At 68.1% G+C, this 15,144-nt stretch carries 13 protein-coding genes; 8 read left to right on the plus strand and 5 right to left on the minus strand.

All coding sequences use genetic code 11. The annotated features are described in order from the left end of the window. Positions 1-30 precede the first annotated feature (30 nt). Positions 31-879, minus strand: coding sequence for an Abi-alpha family protein (locus tag AB0I35_RS19265; RefSeq protein ID WP_357397446.1), 849 nt, complete (start codon positions 877-879; stop codon positions 31-33). Next, positions 870-2,192 carry a hypothetical protein gene (locus AB0I35_RS19270; protein ID WP_357397447.1) on the minus strand — a complete coding sequence of 441 codons (1,323 nt, stop codon included), beginning with the start codon at positions 2,190-2,192 and terminating at the stop codon, positions 870-872. The genes AB0I35_RS19265 and AB0I35_RS19270 overlap by 10 nt, the downstream gene beginning before the upstream one ends. Before the next feature lie 338 nt (positions 2,193-2,530). Between AB0I35_RS19270 and AB0I35_RS19275 the strand changes: the two genes are divergently transcribed. Both AB0I35_RS19275 and AB0I35_RS19280 read left to right on the plus strand, forming a co-directional pair. Next, complete coding sequence (locus tag AB0I35_RS19275) at positions 2,531-3,403, plus strand: Abi-alpha family protein (RefSeq protein ID WP_084456787.1); 873 nt, start codon at positions 2,531-2,533, stop codon at positions 3,401-3,403. A gap of 233 nt (positions 3,404-3,636) precedes the next feature. Then, positions 3,637-4,197 (plus strand): nuclear transport factor 2 family protein, encoded by a 561-nt coding sequence (locus AB0I35_RS19280; protein ID WP_357397636.1) that lies wholly within the window; start codon positions 3,637-3,639, stop codon positions 4,195-4,197. Between the two features lie 18 nt (positions 4,198-4,215). Here AB0I35_RS19280 and AB0I35_RS19285 read toward each other — a convergent pair whose 3' ends face one another. Then, entirely contained in the window at positions 4,216-5,856 is a 1,641-nt protein-coding gene (locus AB0I35_RS19285; protein ID WP_357397449.1) for a peptide chain release factor 3, read from the minus strand. Positions 5,857-6,177: 321 nt separating this feature from the next. Between AB0I35_RS19285 and AB0I35_RS19290 the strand changes: the two genes are divergently transcribed. Further along, on the plus strand, positions 6,178-6,792 hold the full coding sequence (locus AB0I35_RS19290) for a 50S ribosomal protein L25/general stress protein Ctc (RefSeq protein WP_357397450.1): 615 nt from the start codon (positions 6,178-6,180) through the stop codon (positions 6,790-6,792). A 20-nt stretch (positions 6,793-6,812) separates the two neighbouring features. Next, positions 6,813-7,391 carry an aminoacyl-tRNA hydrolase gene (gene pth / locus AB0I35_RS19295; RefSeq protein WP_067485516.1) on the plus strand — a complete coding sequence of 193 codons (579 nt, stop codon included), beginning with the start codon at positions 6,813-6,815 and terminating at the stop codon, positions 7,389-7,391. A 50-nt stretch (positions 7,392-7,441) separates the two neighbouring features. Here pth and AB0I35_RS19300 read toward each other — a convergent pair whose 3' ends face one another. Continuing rightward, the gene (locus tag AB0I35_RS19300; RefSeq protein WP_357397452.1) at positions 7,442-9,085 is read right to left on the minus strand and encodes a fatty acyl-AMP ligase; all 1,644 of its coding nucleotides are present in this window, start codon (positions 9,083-9,085) and stop codon (positions 7,442-7,444) included. A gap of 192 nt (positions 9,086-9,277) precedes the next feature. Next, positions 9,278-10,459, minus strand: a complete 1,182-nt coding sequence (locus tag AB0I35_RS19305; protein WP_357397453.1) for an aminotransferase class V-fold PLP-dependent enzyme — start codon at positions 10,457-10,459, stop codon at positions 9,278-9,280. 123 nt (positions 10,460-10,582) lie between these two features. On the opposite strand from AB0I35_RS19305, the gene egtA reads away from it, so the two are divergent. From egtA to egtD, 4 genes are all read left to right on the plus strand, one after another. Next, positions 10,583-11,860 (plus strand): ergothioneine biosynthesis glutamate--cysteine ligase EgtA, encoded by a 1,278-nt coding sequence (egtA, locus tag AB0I35_RS19310; RefSeq protein ID WP_357397455.1) that lies wholly within the window; start codon positions 10,583-10,585, stop codon positions 11,858-11,860. 82 nt (positions 11,861-11,942) lie between these two features. Further along, positions 11,943-13,277 (plus strand): ergothioneine biosynthesis protein EgtB, encoded by a 1,335-nt coding sequence (gene egtB, locus AB0I35_RS19315; protein ID WP_357397456.1) that lies wholly within the window; start codon positions 11,943-11,945, stop codon positions 13,275-13,277. After that, positions 13,277-14,110, plus strand: coding sequence for an ergothioneine biosynthesis protein EgtC (egtC, locus tag AB0I35_RS19320; protein WP_357397458.1), 834 nt, complete (start codon positions 13,277-13,279; stop codon positions 14,108-14,110). The genes egtB and egtC overlap by 1 nt, the downstream gene beginning before the upstream one ends. Further along, positions 14,107-15,078 carry an L-histidine N(alpha)-methyltransferase gene (egtD, locus tag AB0I35_RS19325; protein WP_357397459.1) on the plus strand — a complete coding sequence of 324 codons (972 nt, stop codon included), beginning with the start codon at positions 14,107-14,109 and terminating at the stop codon, positions 15,076-15,078. The genes egtC and egtD overlap by 4 nt, the downstream gene beginning before the upstream one ends. Positions 15,079-15,144: the final 66 nt, after the last annotated feature.

Here is a 15,144-nt window from a genome sequence, read left to right on the forward strand (position 1 = left end):
CACCGAACTCGATGAGTCTTGCCGCGTCTTCTACCGGTCGCGCGCCTGAGGCTGGCCTGAAATCTCGGAGAGGCGGGACAGCAGACAGGTCTGCACGAAGTCGGCGCCGAACTCGGTGAGCACGATGCTGCGGTAGCTCACCTTGGTGCCGAAACTGGCGCGCTTCAACGCCTCGCGCACCTGTTCCTGCGCCTCGATGAGCTGGTAGCGGCTCGGGTTGCCCACCGGCTCACGGGTGGACTCGATGAGTCCGAGCCTGCGCAGGTTCGGCAGGTACTGCGGCACCCGGTTCGGAAAGCGCAGACCCGCATGCTCACCGAGCATGGTGAGCCCGCTGATGAGGCGTTCGCCGCCGAACGCCCGCTGACGCCCGGTGCGCACGTCGATCGACGGCTGCGGTCCGTCCACGTGCAGAAACCGCAGGATGCGCGCCTCGTCGGGGGTGATCTCGGCGAGGATCCCCGGGTAGGCCGGATGCGAATCCGGTGCCACCGCATGGGTACTCGCCGACAGGCGGAGCAGTTCGGCGCCCTGTTCGCGCAGCGTCGGCATGCCGGGACCACCGTGCTGTTCCCCGCTCTGGGGAAGGCCGAGGGCGTTGCGCAGCCGGTCGCGTACTTCGGTCTGCGCGTCGGCGAGCACCTCGGCGGGCGGCGTACCCGCGATACTGCCGCGCAGCACCGTGACCGTGACACCGAGGGCGGTGTCGAGGGTCCACATCGTCATCCCCGACGCGGCGGTGATCGCCACGCGCGCAACACCGGTCGCCGCGCGGGCGGTGCGCACCGGTGATACCGGGAGCACGCCGCGGCGGGCATCGGGCGACGGCACCGACCGTCGCACCAGTTCGGTGGACGGAGGTCCGTCGTCTACATCCATGTCGTCGCTACTCCTGTTCCGAAGACCAGGATGTGAGCGTATCCGGCAATGAGCCCGAGCGCGCCGCCATGGACGAAAAGCAACCATTCGTCCTGTTTGATCGCCGAACGCAGCATGTCCACGAAGTCGTGCGGCGAAAGCGCGGACATTTGCCGGGCGATGAATTCGTTGACCTGGCGGCCCTGCTGGACATTGAACGCGGGGTCGGCGAAGGCCATGGGCGCGATCGTCATGGCCTCGGCGGTGAGGGTGGACTGCAGCGAGTCGTATTCGCGGCTGCCGAGCATGAACTTCACCGCGGGCCTGGCCGGGCCGAGGGCGCGATCGGCGGCCGGGCGCAGCGTGTCCTCGAGCATCTGCAGCGTGCGGTCCGAGCGCGGGCCGTTGAGCAGTTCGTCACCGATGTTGGCGACGGTGAGCACCTCGGTCGACACCAAAGCCGCGTAGCCGGAAGTGATTTCGGGCTGACGCTTGATGAGCAGGCCCTGCCGCCACGGGCACCACCACTTGGGTTCGGCGGGCGCGAAGATCATGTTCAGACCCACCCAGTTCACCACCCAGCCGATCACGATGCCGCCGATCGGCAGCACGATCAGGGGCGAGAGCGAAGTGGTGTGCAGTGCCAGCACGAGCAGCAGACCGCAGGGCGCGCCGAAATAGAAACCGAAATTCTGCATGAACCGGAGTTCTTTGGCGCCGAGCACCTGGAACAACTGGTTGAGCAATTGCGGGCGTGCCTGGAAATAGCGGATCACCATCTGCTTCACATCGAGCAGCTGATCGATATTGGTGCCGAGTTCCATGGTGAGTTCGCGCAGGATCTCCGGCAGTTGCGACCGCACCCGCTGGTGGATCATCTCCCTGACCTGAGTGGGCAGGTTGTACCAGAGCTGCGGATGCTCACGGCGCAAGATCACCTCGACGATGTCGCGAATCTGCGCGTCGGCCACCTCGGCCAGGTGCTCGGCGAGTTTGTCCGGCTCGAGTTCGCGGTAGAAGTCGGAGACGCTGCCCAGTTTCGACAGCCCCTTGTCGACCGCGATGCTCGCCATTTTGTCGGCCCGCGAGGGGACGATGCCCTGCCAGCCGATGCGGCCGTCGTAACTCAGCAGCGGCAGCACCTGAATTCGCTTGGGCAGGTAGGGAAACACCGTGCGCAGGCCGGGCAGCTTGACGCCGTGGAACTCGAGCGGCCGGAACAGCATGAGAATGCCGGTCCAGTTGGTGATGTAACCGATGACGCCTGTGAACAACGGGATGGTCAGAATTTCGAGCAGGAGCGTCGGATGTATACCGAACACACTTTCCAACACTGACGACACCCTCCTGCCGATACCCGGTGACCACCGCCTTCACCGGCGTTCAAAAACTAGCACCCCCGCAGCGAGGTGACCCTACTGTGAGGTACGGAACCGGGTCCATTCGCCGTGCTCCAGGCCACAGGGTAGTGTCTGAGACATCAGTCACAGAACCTGTCGCGGATGCCGCACTCGGCCCACCGAGTCGGAACAATGACCATCACCACATTTCGTGACAGGCCACAATCGAGGCGCGGACAGGGGCGCGCGGTAGATCGCACTGTGCCTGGAGCATGGTCGGGCAATAATCTGGTGGGCGATCGTTGTCCACGGCGAGACTTCGGAGTAGGACGTTGACAGACGACAGGACCGGACAGGACCTGGCCCGTGCCGGTACCCGCGCCGTCGAGCGCAGCTCGGATGTCGAGCAGCGACAGATCAGTAACGAAGCCCGCCTGATCCGCGGCGTGTTCCGGGCGGCCGGACTGGCCGCGGGCACCGCCGTGCGCGGCAGCCAGTGGGCCGTCGGCACCACCTACGAGGTCACCAAGGAGCTGGCGCAGGCCGCGCTCGACGGTGAGTCGTCCGCCGATATCGCCGAGCGCACCGGCAACGCGCTGCGCTCGATCGCCCGCAGTGCCCTCGGCGTCACCGAGGGTTCGGTGCGCGAGATCGTCAGCTATGTGCCGACCACCAACGGTTCGGGCCAGCAGTCCCTCGCGGTCGGCCCGTACCTGCGCTCCACCACCACCGAGGAACTGCGCCGCCGCGGCGATGCGCTGCTGGCCCGCTCGGCCGACGTGTACTTCACCGAGGACGTGCACCCCGCCTACGACCGCATCCTCGACGAGATCGCCCCCGACGAGGCCCGCATCCTGCGGTTCATGGCCCTCAACGGACCCCAGCCCGCCGTCGACGTGCGGACCAACCGCCCGCTCGGCATCGGCTCGGAACTGGTGCAGGGCGACCTCACCTCCGTGCCCGAACAGGCAGGCGTGCGCTATCCCGACCGGGCCCGCTCCTACCTCATCAACCTCAACCGCCTCGGCCTCACCCTCACCTCCGACGACCCGGTGGTGCTGAGCCGCTACATGGTGCTCGAGGTGCAGCCGGTGGTCGAGGAGGCGCTCAAGAAGGCCGGGCGCGCGCCGAAGATCGTGCGCAAGAGCCTTCGCCTCTCGGAGTTCGGTGAGGACTTCTGCCGCACCTGCTTCACCATCGGCTAGCCCAGACAGTCTCCTGCCCGAGCGGCCGCAGGTCACACTCCGGTTTCGACAGGGGTAGCGATCGGGTACAGATCCGCCTCGTGTGGGCCATCCGGTGGGATCGTGGAGGCATGGAGCAAGGGCCCGGGTCTGTGAACGCGCGCGTCGAGGAGGTCGATGTGCGTCGTGAACGCTCGGGGCCGCTGTTACCCGGGGCGGAGGAGCCGTTGGTCGCCGGGCACGGAATGGACAGTGTGATCGCCGACGACGAACAGCCCGCCGCCGCGCCCCCCGAGCAACCGAAGCCACGCCCACCCGAGCACCCCGACGACGTCACCGCGATCAGCAGACTCAAATTCCGCTACCTGCGCACGCTGGACACCAAGTCCTGGGACGAGTTCGCCGACACCCTCGTGCCCGAGGCCACGGCGACCTACAGCGAATACCTGCAGTTCGAGTCGCGCGAGGCCTTCCTCGCCTTCCTGCGCAACACCCTCGGCCCGCACGTCATCACCGAGCACCGGTGCGACCACCCGGAGATCGACGTCGACGGCGACACCGCCACCGGCACCTGGTATCTCGCCGACACCGTACTCATCCCCGAACACAACATGTGTCTGCACGGCGCCGCGTTCTACACCGACCGCTATGTGCGCTGCGACGACGGTTACTGGCGCATCGCGCACACCGGTTACCAACGCACCTACGAGGTGGTCCTCTCGCTCAGCGACCTGCCGAGCCTGCGGCTCACCGCGAGCCGCTGGGGCATGATCTCCCAGGACGTTTCCCGGGTGGAACGCGAACCGGAGGAGTAGACCTCCCGACCCAGACAGCTAGTCGGCGGTGGCCACCAGCGGCTCGAGGGTGAGATCCGGGTGTTCCTTCTCGATGTACTGCAGCCGCCACTTGTCGCTGAACAGGGCCAGGATCGCGCCGTCGGTGCGGGTGAACACCTCGACCCCGCGCTGGCGGTCCAGCTCCGGCGCCGACTCGGCATCGGTGCGCCTGGCCAGGGTGTAGGCGAGGAAGTCGAGCTGGGTCTCGACATTGAACTCGGCCTGCATACGGGCGGTGACCACCTCGAACTGCATGGGCCCGACGGCGGCGAGCACGGGCGAGGCGTCGCCGCGCGCGTCGTTGCGCAGCACCTGGACGACGCCCTCGGAATCGAGCTGGTCGATGGCCTTGCGGAACTGCTTGTACTTGCCCGCGCTCTGGGCGCGCAGCGTCGCGAAGTGCTCGGGCGCGAAGCTGGGGATCGGCGGGAATTCGACCTTCTTGTCCACGAACAGGGTGTGTCCCGGTGCCAGCGCGGTCGCGTTCACCAGGCCGACCACATCGCCGGGGTAGGCGGTGTCGACGGTGGTGCGTTCGCGGCCGAACACCGTGAGCGCGTACTTGGTCGCGAAGGGGCGACCGGTCTGGGCGTGCGTCACGACCATGCCGCGTTCGAACTCACCCGAGACGATGCGCATGAAGGCCAACCGGTCGCGGTGGGCGGTGTCCATGCCGGCCTGGACCTTGAACACCACCGCGCTGAACGGGTCACCGGTCTCGCGGGGTTTGCCGTTCACATCGGCGCGCGGACCGGGTGCCGGCGCCAGCGCGACGAGGGTCTCGAGCAGCTGGCGCACACCGAAATTCAGCATCGCCGAGGCGTAGATGACCGGCGAGGTCTGCCCGGCGAGGAACAGTTCCTGATCGTGGTCCTGTCCGGTGGCCGAGAGCAGTTCGCTCTCCTCGGCGGCGGTGGTCCACGCCTCGCCCTCGCGCGCCTCGGCCTCGGCGGGCGTCAGCGATTCCTCGGGGGCGATCGTCGCGCCACCGGCGGTGCGGGTGAAGTGGATGTATTCGGTCGCCTCGCCCTCGGGCCCGCGGCGCAGCAGCCCGCGGAAGTCGCCCGCGATACCCACCGGGAGGAACAGGGGAGTCGGGGTGAGGCCGATACGCTCGCTGATCTCGTCGAGCAGTTCCAGCGGTGCCTGGCCCGGACGGTCCCATTTGTTGATCACCGTGATCACCGGGATGCCACGGTGCCGGCACACCTGGAACAGCTTGAGCGTCTGCGGCTCGAGGCCCTTGGCGGCGTCGATCAGCATCACCGCGGCGTCGACGGCGGTGAGCACCCGGTAGGTGTCCTCGGAGAAATCGGAGTGACCCGGCGTATCGACGAGATTGACGACACTGTCGACATCCGAACCGGCCGCGCGGTAATTGAACTGCAGCGCGGTCGAACTCACGGAGATGCCGCGCGCCTTCTCCATTTCCATCCAGTCCGACACGGTCGACTTGCGACCGGCCTTGCCGTGGATGGCGCCCGCCTCGGAAATCATCTTCGCGTGCAGCGCCAGCGCCTCGGTGAGCGTCGACTTACCCGCGTCGGGGTGCGAGATCACGGCGAACGTGCGGCGACGGGCCACCTCGGCGGGCAATCCGCGCGGAGTGGGGACGGCGCTCTCTCCGGACTCGGTCAACACAGAACCTCTCGCAGTGGTCGGCAACCAATCGAGTTTATTGGAGCGTCTACGCGCTAGAGGTCGCGGCCCCTCCTCGAGGTCGGGGCGTGGGGGCTGGGAGTTCGAAGCCGGAGCGGTTTCAGGTCGGCCGATCGGGTGCGGTATGGTGGTCGGGTTGTCTCGGCGAGGGTGAGTCGCACCCCGTGTGCTCACCGTGATCGACGCGGCTCGGCCTTCCCGGTCGTCCTCGTTCGTTCTTCGTCCGACGAGCAGACCACCCGACCCCGGTAGATGGGTCGCCCTTGACCAGCCCGGAAGAGCCGTAGGAGCGCATCAGTCATGTCCGACGTGAACCAGATCGAAGCCGCCGTCCGTACCGAATTCGGTAAGGGCGCCGCTCGCCGTACCCGTCGCGACGGCAACGTGCCCGCCGTGCTGTACGGCCACCAGTCCGAGCCGCAGCACCTGTCGCTGGACGCCAAGGCCTTCGCCGCCATCCTGCGTCTGCACGGCACCAACGCCATCCTGAGCCTGAAGATCGACGGCAAGGAGCAGCTGGCGATGACCAAGTCGGTCGTCGTCCACCCGATCCGCCGCTACATCGAGCACGCCGACCTGCTGATCGTCAAGCGTGGCGAGCGCGTCGTCGCCGACGTCCCGGTCGTCGTCACCGGCGATGCCGCCGCGGGCACCCTGGTCACCCAGGAACTCAACAGCCTGTCGATCGAGGCCGACGCGATGAACCTGCCCGAGAGCATCGAGGTCTCGGTCGAGGGCGTCGAGGCGGGCACCCAGATCCAGGCCGCCGACATCACGCTGCCCAAGGGCGTCACCCTGGCCGGTGAGCCGGAGATCCTGGTCGTCAACGTGATCCCGGCGCCGTCGGCCGCTCAGCTCGACGACGAGGGTGAAGGCGCCGCCGAGGCGGGCGACACCCCCGAAGAGACCGAGTAAGACGCTCCACGGTTCGGCCGATGACCGAATCCTCCGGGCCCGCACTCGTGGTGGGGCTGGGTAACCCCGGCCCCGAATACGAGCGCACCCGCCACAATGTGGGCTTCCTGGTCGCCGACGTGCTCGCCGAGCGCGTCGGCGGCCGTTTTGCCGTGCACAAGAAATCCGGTGCCGATCTGCTACAGGCCCGCCTCGACGGTCGCCAGGTCCTCATCGCCAAACCGCGCACCTATATGAATCTGTCCGGGCGTCCGGTGGCGGCGCTGGCGAAGTTCTTCTCGGTGCCCGTCGATCAGGTGATCGTGGTGCACGACGAATTGGATCTGCCGTTCGGGACGATCCGGCTCAAGCAGGGCGGCGGCGAAGGCGGCCACAACGGCCTGCGCTCCATTTCCCAGGCCCTCACCACCAAGGACTACCTGCGCACCCGGATCGGCATCAGCCGACCGCCCGGTCGTCAGGATCCGGCTGACTATGTGCTCAAGCCGTTCTCGGCCCCCGAGCGTAAAGAGGTGCCGGTGATCGTGGAGCAGGCTGCCGATGCGGTGGAGCTGTTGCTGAAGGCCGGTTTGGAAACAGCCCAGAACCAGCTGCACTAGCGAACTTCCGGCAACGAGCCCTCCCCGGTTTCGGGAAGGGCTCGTTGCTCTCAGCGGAGGTGGGCCGCCGTGGCTGTGCGGCGGAGCTTTCCCGAAGAGGTCTTCGGGAGGGCACCGGGGCCGAGAATGGCTACGGTGCGGGGGCGGGCGCCTACCTCGGCGAAGACCTCGTGGACGATCTCGCGTTCGATGCGTTTCACCTCGTCGGGGACCTGATAGTCGTTGGATTCGACTACCACGGCGAAGCTTTCGCGCTTCTCGCCCGCGTCGAGACGTACAGCCACGGCGTTGCCGGGGCGAACTCCCTGCACGCGCAGGGCGGCGCGTTCGATGTCGGTGGGGTAGATGTTGCGGCCGCCCATGATGATGACGTCCTTCATGCGGCCGCACACCACGATGAGGCCGTCGTCGGTGAAGTAGCCGATGTCGCCGGTGTCGAGCCAACCGTCGGCGTCCTGGGCGGGGCGGAACCCGTCGACGGTGACGTAGCCCGAAGTGACGGCGGGGCCACGCAATTCGATGACGCCCACCGAGCGCACCGGCAGCGGCTGACGTTCGTCGTCGACCACCCGGCCCTCGAGATCGTCGACCAGGTGGCCGAGGGTCGGCAGTTTGCGCGGCGTGCCGTGATGGCCGTCCTCTGCGACCGGCACCGCCTTGCCGACGGCCTCGAGCAGATCCGCGTCGACGACATCGAGCACCATGCCGTGACCGGGATCGGGAATCGACACGGCGAGGGTGGTTTCGGCCATGCCGTAGACGGGGGTGAGGGCGGACGGGTTGAGGCCGAACTGTTTTCCGGCCTCGGCCAGGGCCGTCATGGTGTCGGGGTCGACCGGTTCGGCGCCGTTCCACATGTAGCGCACGCTCGACAGGTCCATGCTGCCCGGCTCGGCCTGCCGCAGCCGGCGCGCCAGCAGCGAATACGCGAAGTTCGGTGCGGCCGTGACGGTCCCGCGATACTTGGCGATGAGTTCGGCCCACAGCAGCGGCCTGGCCAGGAAGTCGAGCGGGGTCACGCACACCACTTCGGCGCCGAACTGCATGGGCACACTGAGGAATCCGACCATGCCCATGTCGTGGAACAGCGGCAGCCAGCTGACCATCACGTCGTCGTCGGTCTGGAACTTGACGCGATTGAACATCGCGTAGGCGTTGACGTAGAAGTTTCCGTGGGTGATGCGCACGGCCTTCGGCGAGCCCGTCGACCCGGAGGTCAACTGCTGCAGGGCGATATCGGCCTCGGTGGTCGGTACCGGGTCGGAGTCGGCGCCCTCGGCCAGCTCCGCCACCCGGACCACGGTGATCCCGCGCTCCCGCAGCACCGGTTCGGCGGCGGCGAACGGCTCACCGAGCACGACGGCCTTCGCTTCGATCATGTTCAGGACGGTCTCGGTGTCGCGTACCCAGACCGCGAGGTCGGTGCGCGGTGTCGGCTGGTGCAGCATCGTGATCGAGGCGCCACGCATCCAGATCCCTTGGCACACAGGGGCGATGTCGACCGGTAGCCCGGCGAGCACACCCACGGCATCGCCGTGCCCGATCCCGGCGGCCGCGAGACCGCCCGCCATCCGCCGCGCCTGGCGATGGATTTCCCCCCAGGTCTGCCGAAGCGATGCCTCGGGTTCTCCGGTGACCAGCCCACGCGGGCTGGACAGCGCTGTGGCAAACATTTCGTCGGTGAACCTGCTCAACGTCGGACTCCCTTTACGCCAACGATCGGTTACGGCCGTGCTCCCAACAGATCCCGCCCCGTGATTCCGGTGTTAACCCCAATTGCCCCCGGGCACCCCTGTGTGAACACGATAGCCGCTGCCTCCGACTGCTCTGGCCACACCGGGGCAATTGCCTGCCGGAGGCAGCGGACCGAACGCGTGATCCGCCGGTCAGCGCTGTGTCAGGGTTGCCAAGGTCGCGACGAAACGGTCGAGATCGGAGCGGCTGACGAAGTAGTGCGGTGAGGCGCGCAGGATGGCGGGCAGCGCGCGTTCGGTCATGTCCAGCAGCGCCGAGGTGGCGCGACTGACGGTGACGGTGACGGCGTGTTCGGCGAGCCGGTCACGCAGCTGGTCCGGATCGTGGCCGTCGACGGTGAACGAGACGATGCCGCTGTGCTCGGTCCCCAGATCGCGCACGGTCACACCGGGCAGGTCGGCCATGGCTTCGCGCAGGTATGCCGCGCCGGCGGCCACCGCCGCGTAGGCCTCGTCGGGGCCGAGTTCGAGCAGGTAGTCCACGGCGGCGCCGAGGCCGAGGCGGGCGGCCACATCGCACTCCCAGAACTCGAAGCGCTGGGCGCCGTCGGCGAGGCGGTAGTCGGTGGGGCCGGTCCAGGTGGCGCTGTGCAGGTCGAGGCGGGCGGGCTCCATCGTGTGCGCCAGTTCGTCACGCACGTAAAGGAATCCGGTGCCGCGCGGGCCACGCAGCCACTTACGCCCGGTGGCGGACAGGGCGTCGACGCCGAGTTCGATCACATCGATCGGCAGTTGACCGATCGATTGGCAGGCATCGAGCAGCACGATCGCACCGGCTTGTTTCGCGATGCGGGTGGCCTCGGCGACCGGGTTCACCAGGCCGCCGTTGGTCGGCGCGTGCTGCAGCGAGACCAGGCGGACGCGCTCGTCGAGCATGTTCGCCAGGGCGGCGGTGTCGAGGCGGCCGGTGTCGTCGCTGGGAATGCGCTCGACCACCGCGCCGGTGGCGGCGGCGCGCTGCAGCGCGGCGATGGCATTGCTGGCGTAGTCGGCGCCGGAGATCAGCACGCGGTCGCCGGGGCGCAGCGGCACCGAGTAGGCGAAATCGGCCCATGACCTGGTGGCACTGTCGCTGAGCGCGATGGTGTCGGTGGTGGCGCCGATCAGGGTGGCGATGGAGGTCTTCACGGCGGCGAGGTCGTCGAGTCGTTCGTTTGCCGCGCGGTAGCCACCGATGTCGGCTTCGCGACGAAGGTGGGCGATCACGGTGTCGGTGACGATACGCGGGGGCAGGGACGAGCCCGCGCTGTCGAGGAAGACCTTGCCGTCGGCAAGGCCCGGCGTGGCGGCGGTAATGGTGGCGAAATCCAGCATGGCGACGACCCTAGCGCCGATCGGTGTTCGGCTTCTCGACACTTTTTCTGTCGGTGCCGCTCGCTACCCTGGAATGAACGACATGCGCCGAGCCCCGGCGGCGCTCACCACGTGGAGGTTGGCATGGCGGTCACCCTGGAACGCTCCTCATGGCCGGATTCCGCCTGCGACCAGGGCGAATTGTCGTCGCGGGCGGCGGCTGAGGCCTATGTGGGCGGGGTCTGTTTCAAGCTCGGGCCACCCACGCTGATCGGTGCCGAACTCGAATGGCTCACCGCCGGACCCACCGGCGCCCGACCCTCGCTCGACCAGCTCTCCTCGGCCCTCGGGCCACATGCTCCGACCTCCCTCGCCCCTGCCTCACGCGCGCTTCCCCTGCCCGGTGGCAGCGCGGTGACCATCGAACCCGGTGGTCAGATCGAACTCTCCAGCGCGCCTTTCGCCGATCCGGCGGAGCTCACGCGGCATCTGCGGGCAGATGCGGCCCGTTTGCGGGACTTGCTCGCCACCAGGGAAATCACCGTCACCGCCGCGTCCGCCGACGCGCACCGCCCGGCCGAGCGGCTGCTCCGGTTGCCCCGATACGCGGCGATGGAACGCGCGTTCGCCGGCATCGGCCCCTTCGGCGGCCTGATGATGTGCAATACCGCCGCCACCCAGGTCAGCGTCGACGCCGGTGCCGACCCGGCCGAGGTGCGCGCCCGCTGGACCGCGCTCTACGTGCTCGGGCCCGCACTGATCGCGGCATTCGCCTGCTCGCCGACCCTGCACGGAATACCGTGCGGGGATTGGGTTTCCCAGCGTATGCGCACCTGGTTGCGCCTCGACCCGGCTCGCACCAGGCCACCGGTATCCGACTGGGCCGACCCGATCGCCGCCTACGCGCGCTGGGCGCTCGACGTTCCGCTGCTGTGCGTGCGCTGCACCGAACCCGACGCCGACTGGTCGCCCCCACCGGGTGCGACCTTCGCCGACTGGCTCTCGGGCGCACTCGACGACGAGGTCGGCCGCCGCCCCACCCGCGCCGACCTCGACTACCACCTCACCACCCTGTTCCCGCCGGTCCGCGCCTCCGGACACCTCGAGGTGCGCTACCTCGACACCCAGCCCGGCGATACCTGGACCACCCCGATCCACCTGTTCGACGCCCTGCTCTCGACACCCGAAGTGGTCGCCGAGGCAACAGCTCTCGCCGCACCGGCCGCGGGGGAGTGGACCACGGCCGCGCGCTGCGGACTACTCGATTCGCAGTTCCGCCGGGTAGCGGTCGACGTTCTCGAGCTGGCCGCCGCCCATGCCCGAACACCCGCCGCCGCAGGAGAACTGGCCGATGCGGCGCGTCGATGTCGCCACGCCCGGAGTCCTCTCGATCACCTGAACGGCTCGAGCGGGGCGTCATGAATCTCAGTCCCCGCCCCGATGGTCCGGTTCCGCTCGGATTCGCGCCGATCACCTGGACCCAGACGTTTTCGGAGAACTTCTCGTGACTCTTTCCGTATCTGCCGACCATGCCGATCGTGAGCGGGCGCGGGCCAGGATCGCCGACGTGCTCGCCCGGGCACGGCGTCGCACCGCACTGCTCACCGACAGTGTCGACGAGGCCGATCTCGTCGCGCAGCATTCACCGCTGATGTCACCGCTGGTCTGGGATCTCGCCCACATCGGCAACCAGGAGGAACTCTGGCTGGTGCGCGATGTCGGCGGCCGCGAGCCGGTGCGCAGCGATATCGACGAACTGTACGACGCTTTCAAGCACGCCAGGGCGAACCGGCCCGCGCTGCCGCTGCTGAATCCGGAGCAGGCGCGTGACTATGTGGGCACCGTGCGCGAGAAGGTCTTCGACGTCCTCGAATCCAGTCCGTTGCTGGGAAACCCACTGGTGGACAATGGTTTCGCGTTCGGGATGATCGCTCAGCACGAACAGCAACACGACGAGACCATGCTGGCCACTCACCAGTTGCGCCTGGGCGCACCGGTGCTGTCGGCGCCACCCGCGCCGTCCGCGCGGGTCCCCGTTGGCGGTGAAGTGGTTGTTCCCGCAGGCGAGTTCATGATGGGTACGTCAGCCGATCCCTGGGCGCTGGACAATGAACGGCCTGCGCATCCGGTGTCTGTCGAGGGTTTCGCCATCGATGTCGCCCCGTTGACCAACGAGCAGTACCTGGCGTTCATCGACGACGGCGGATACGAGCGCCGTGAGCTGTGGTCGGAGCGCGGGTGGGCGCACCGGCAGGAGGCGGGGCTGGTCGCGCCGCAGTTCTGGGAGCGCGAGGGGAATCAGTGGTATCGAAGGGTTTTCGGGGTGCGTACCGCGCTGCGGCCGCGTCAGCCGGTGGTGCACGTGTGCTGGTTCGAGGCGGAGGCCTATGCGCGGTGGGCGGGTAAGCGGTTGCCCACCGAGGCGGAGTGGGAGAAGGCGGCACGGTTCGACCCGGCCACCGGAGCGTCGCGGCGCTATCCGTGGGGTGCGGACGAGCCGAGTGAGCGCACCGCCAACCTGGGCCAGCGTCATCTGGAACCGGCCGAGGTCGGCGCGTATCCGGCCGGTGCGTCGGCAACCGGGGTGCACCAGTTGATCGGTGACGTCTGGGAGTGGTGTTCCTCCGGCTTCGAGGCCTACCCAGGGTTCCGTGCGTTCCCGTACCGGGAGTACTCGGAGGTCTTCTTCGGTGGGGACTACCGAATCCTGCGCGGCGGTTCGTTCGGCACCGACGAGGTGGCCTGCCGCGGCACCTTCCGCAATTGGGACCACCCCATCCGCAGGCAGATCTTCGCCGGGTTCCGGCTGGCCCGCGACCTGCGTGAGGACGAACGCTGATGTGCAGACACCTCGGCTATGTCGGCCCACCGGTCGCGGTCGGTGAATTGGTGTCGCGCGGCTCGCATTCGCTCTACGCCCAGTCCTGGGCGCCGCTCGATATGCGTGCGGGAGGCACGATCAACGCCGACGGTTTCGGCGTCGCCTGGTGGCGCCGCGCGGAGGTCGGCATGGACGGTGCCCGCGACGCGGTGACCCGCTACCGCAACCCCGCCCCCATCTGGACCGATCCGGCCGTCGCCGAGGTCCTCGGGCAACTCGAGTCCCGAGCGGTGCTCGCGGCCGTCCGCTCGGCCACCGTCGGCATGCCGATCGAACGCTCCGCCTGCGCCCCCTTCACCGACGACCACTGGGCCTTCAGCCACAACGGTGTCGTGCAGGAGTGGCGAACCACCCTGCCCGCCGTCCTCACCGACTTGGCGCCTCTTCTCGACCCGTCCGCCTCGGCCTCGATGTTCCTGCACGCCGAGGCACTCACCGACGCGGCGGCACTGTGGGTCGTGCTGCGCGCCCTGCTCGCCGCCATCGATCCCGACGGACCGGTCGCGTCGCCTGCCGACGCGCTGCGACTACTGGTGAGCACCGTGCTGCGTCATCAGCCCAACGCCCGGGTGAATCTGTTGCTCGGCAACGGTTCCGAACTCTGGGCCACCACCTGCTGGCATGCCTTGTCGGTGCTGGTCACCGACGACTACGCCGTGCTGTCCTCGGAACCGTACGACGACGATCCACGGTGGCGACCGATCGCGGATCGTCAGCTGGTAACCGCCTCGCCCGGCCACTGCACCATCACCGCTCTGGAATTCCCCGCCACCGAAAGGGTCCGTTCATGACCGCGCCGCTGCTGGACATCCACCTCACCGACGCCGATCTCACCGAGGCCCTGCGAGCCGATGCCCGCGCCGGACTCACCGCCGACCCGAAGTCGCTGCCGCCCAAGTGGTTCTACGATGCGCGCGGCAGTGAATTGTTCGAGGCGATCACCGAGCTGCCCGAGTACTACCCCACCCGCACCGAACGAGCGCTGCTGCGCGATGTGGTCGACGAGATCGCGGCCGCCGCTCGCGCCGACGTACTGGTGGAACTCGGCGCCGGTTCGGCGGCCAAGACCCGGCTGCTCCTCGACGCGCTCACGGCCGTGGGTTCGCTGAAAACCTATGTGCCACAGGATGTATCCGCGTCCGCCCTACGTGGTGCGGCCACCGAATTGGCCGCCGAGTATCCGAATCTGTCCGTGCACGGTGTGGTCAGCGATTTCACCGATACCCTGCACAACCTGCCGAGGGGAGGGCGCCGGATGATCGCCTTCCTCGGCGGAACCATCGGTAACCTGGTGCCCGCCGAGCGCGCCGAATTCCTGGCCGGCATCAACGAGGTTCTCGAACCCGGGGAACTGCTGCTGCTCGGCGCGGGCCTCGTGGTCGCCCCCGAGATCGTCGTTCCCGCCTACGACGACGCCGCGGGTGTCACCGCCGAGTTCAACCGCAATGTCCTGCACGTCCTCAACAACCGGCTGTCCGCCGATTTCGAGCCGGACAAGTTCGAGCACATCGCGCTCTGGGATCCCACGAACGAGTGGATCGAGATGCGCCTGCGCGCCACCGAAGCCATGACCGCGACCGTCACCGATCTGGGCCTCACCGTCGACTTCGCGGCGGGCGAGGAGATGCGCACCGAGATCTCGGCCAAGTTCCGCCCCGAAGCCCTCAGCGCCGAACTGGACACCGCGGGCTTCGCACCCACCCACACCTGGACCGACCCGGAGAACCGTTTCACCCTCGTCCTGGCCGAGCGTCGTTGACCGCAGCTACGACGGAACTGCCGCGGTCGGCGGGATGTCGCCCGAGCAGGTCGTCAAGGCATGGCG

The organism is Nocardia sp. NPDC050378 (genome assembly GCF_040655675.1).
GTDB classification, from domain to species: domain Bacteria; phylum Actinomycetota; class Actinomycetes; order Mycobacteriales; family Mycobacteriaceae; genus Nocardia; species Nocardia coubleae.

Coding starts and splice junctions, on each gene's coding strand:
- egtD (WP_357397459.1), top strand. CDS start 14,107: ATGACCGCGCCGCTGCTGGACATCCACCTCACCGACGCCGATCTCACC.
- AB0I35_RS19305 (WP_357397453.1), bottom strand. CDS start 10,459: ATGCTGGATTTCGCCACCATTACCGCCGCCACGCCGGGCCTTGCCGAC.
- pth (WP_067485516.1), top strand. CDS start 6,813: ATGACCGAATCCTCCGGGCCCGCACTCGTGGTGGGGCTGGGTAACCCC.
- AB0I35_RS19265 (WP_357397446.1), bottom strand. CDS start 879: ATGGATGTAGACGACGGACCTCCGTCCACCGAACTGGTGCGACGGTCG.
- egtC (WP_357397458.1), top strand. CDS start 13,277: ATGTGCAGACACCTCGGCTATGTCGGCCCACCGGTCGCGGTCGGTGAA.
- egtA (WP_357397455.1), top strand. CDS start 10,583: ATGGCGGTCACCCTGGAACGCTCCTCATGGCCGGATTCCGCCTGCGAC.
- AB0I35_RS19290 (WP_357397450.1), top strand. CDS start 6,178: ATGTCCGACGTGAACCAGATCGAAGCCGCCGTCCGTACCGAATTCGGT.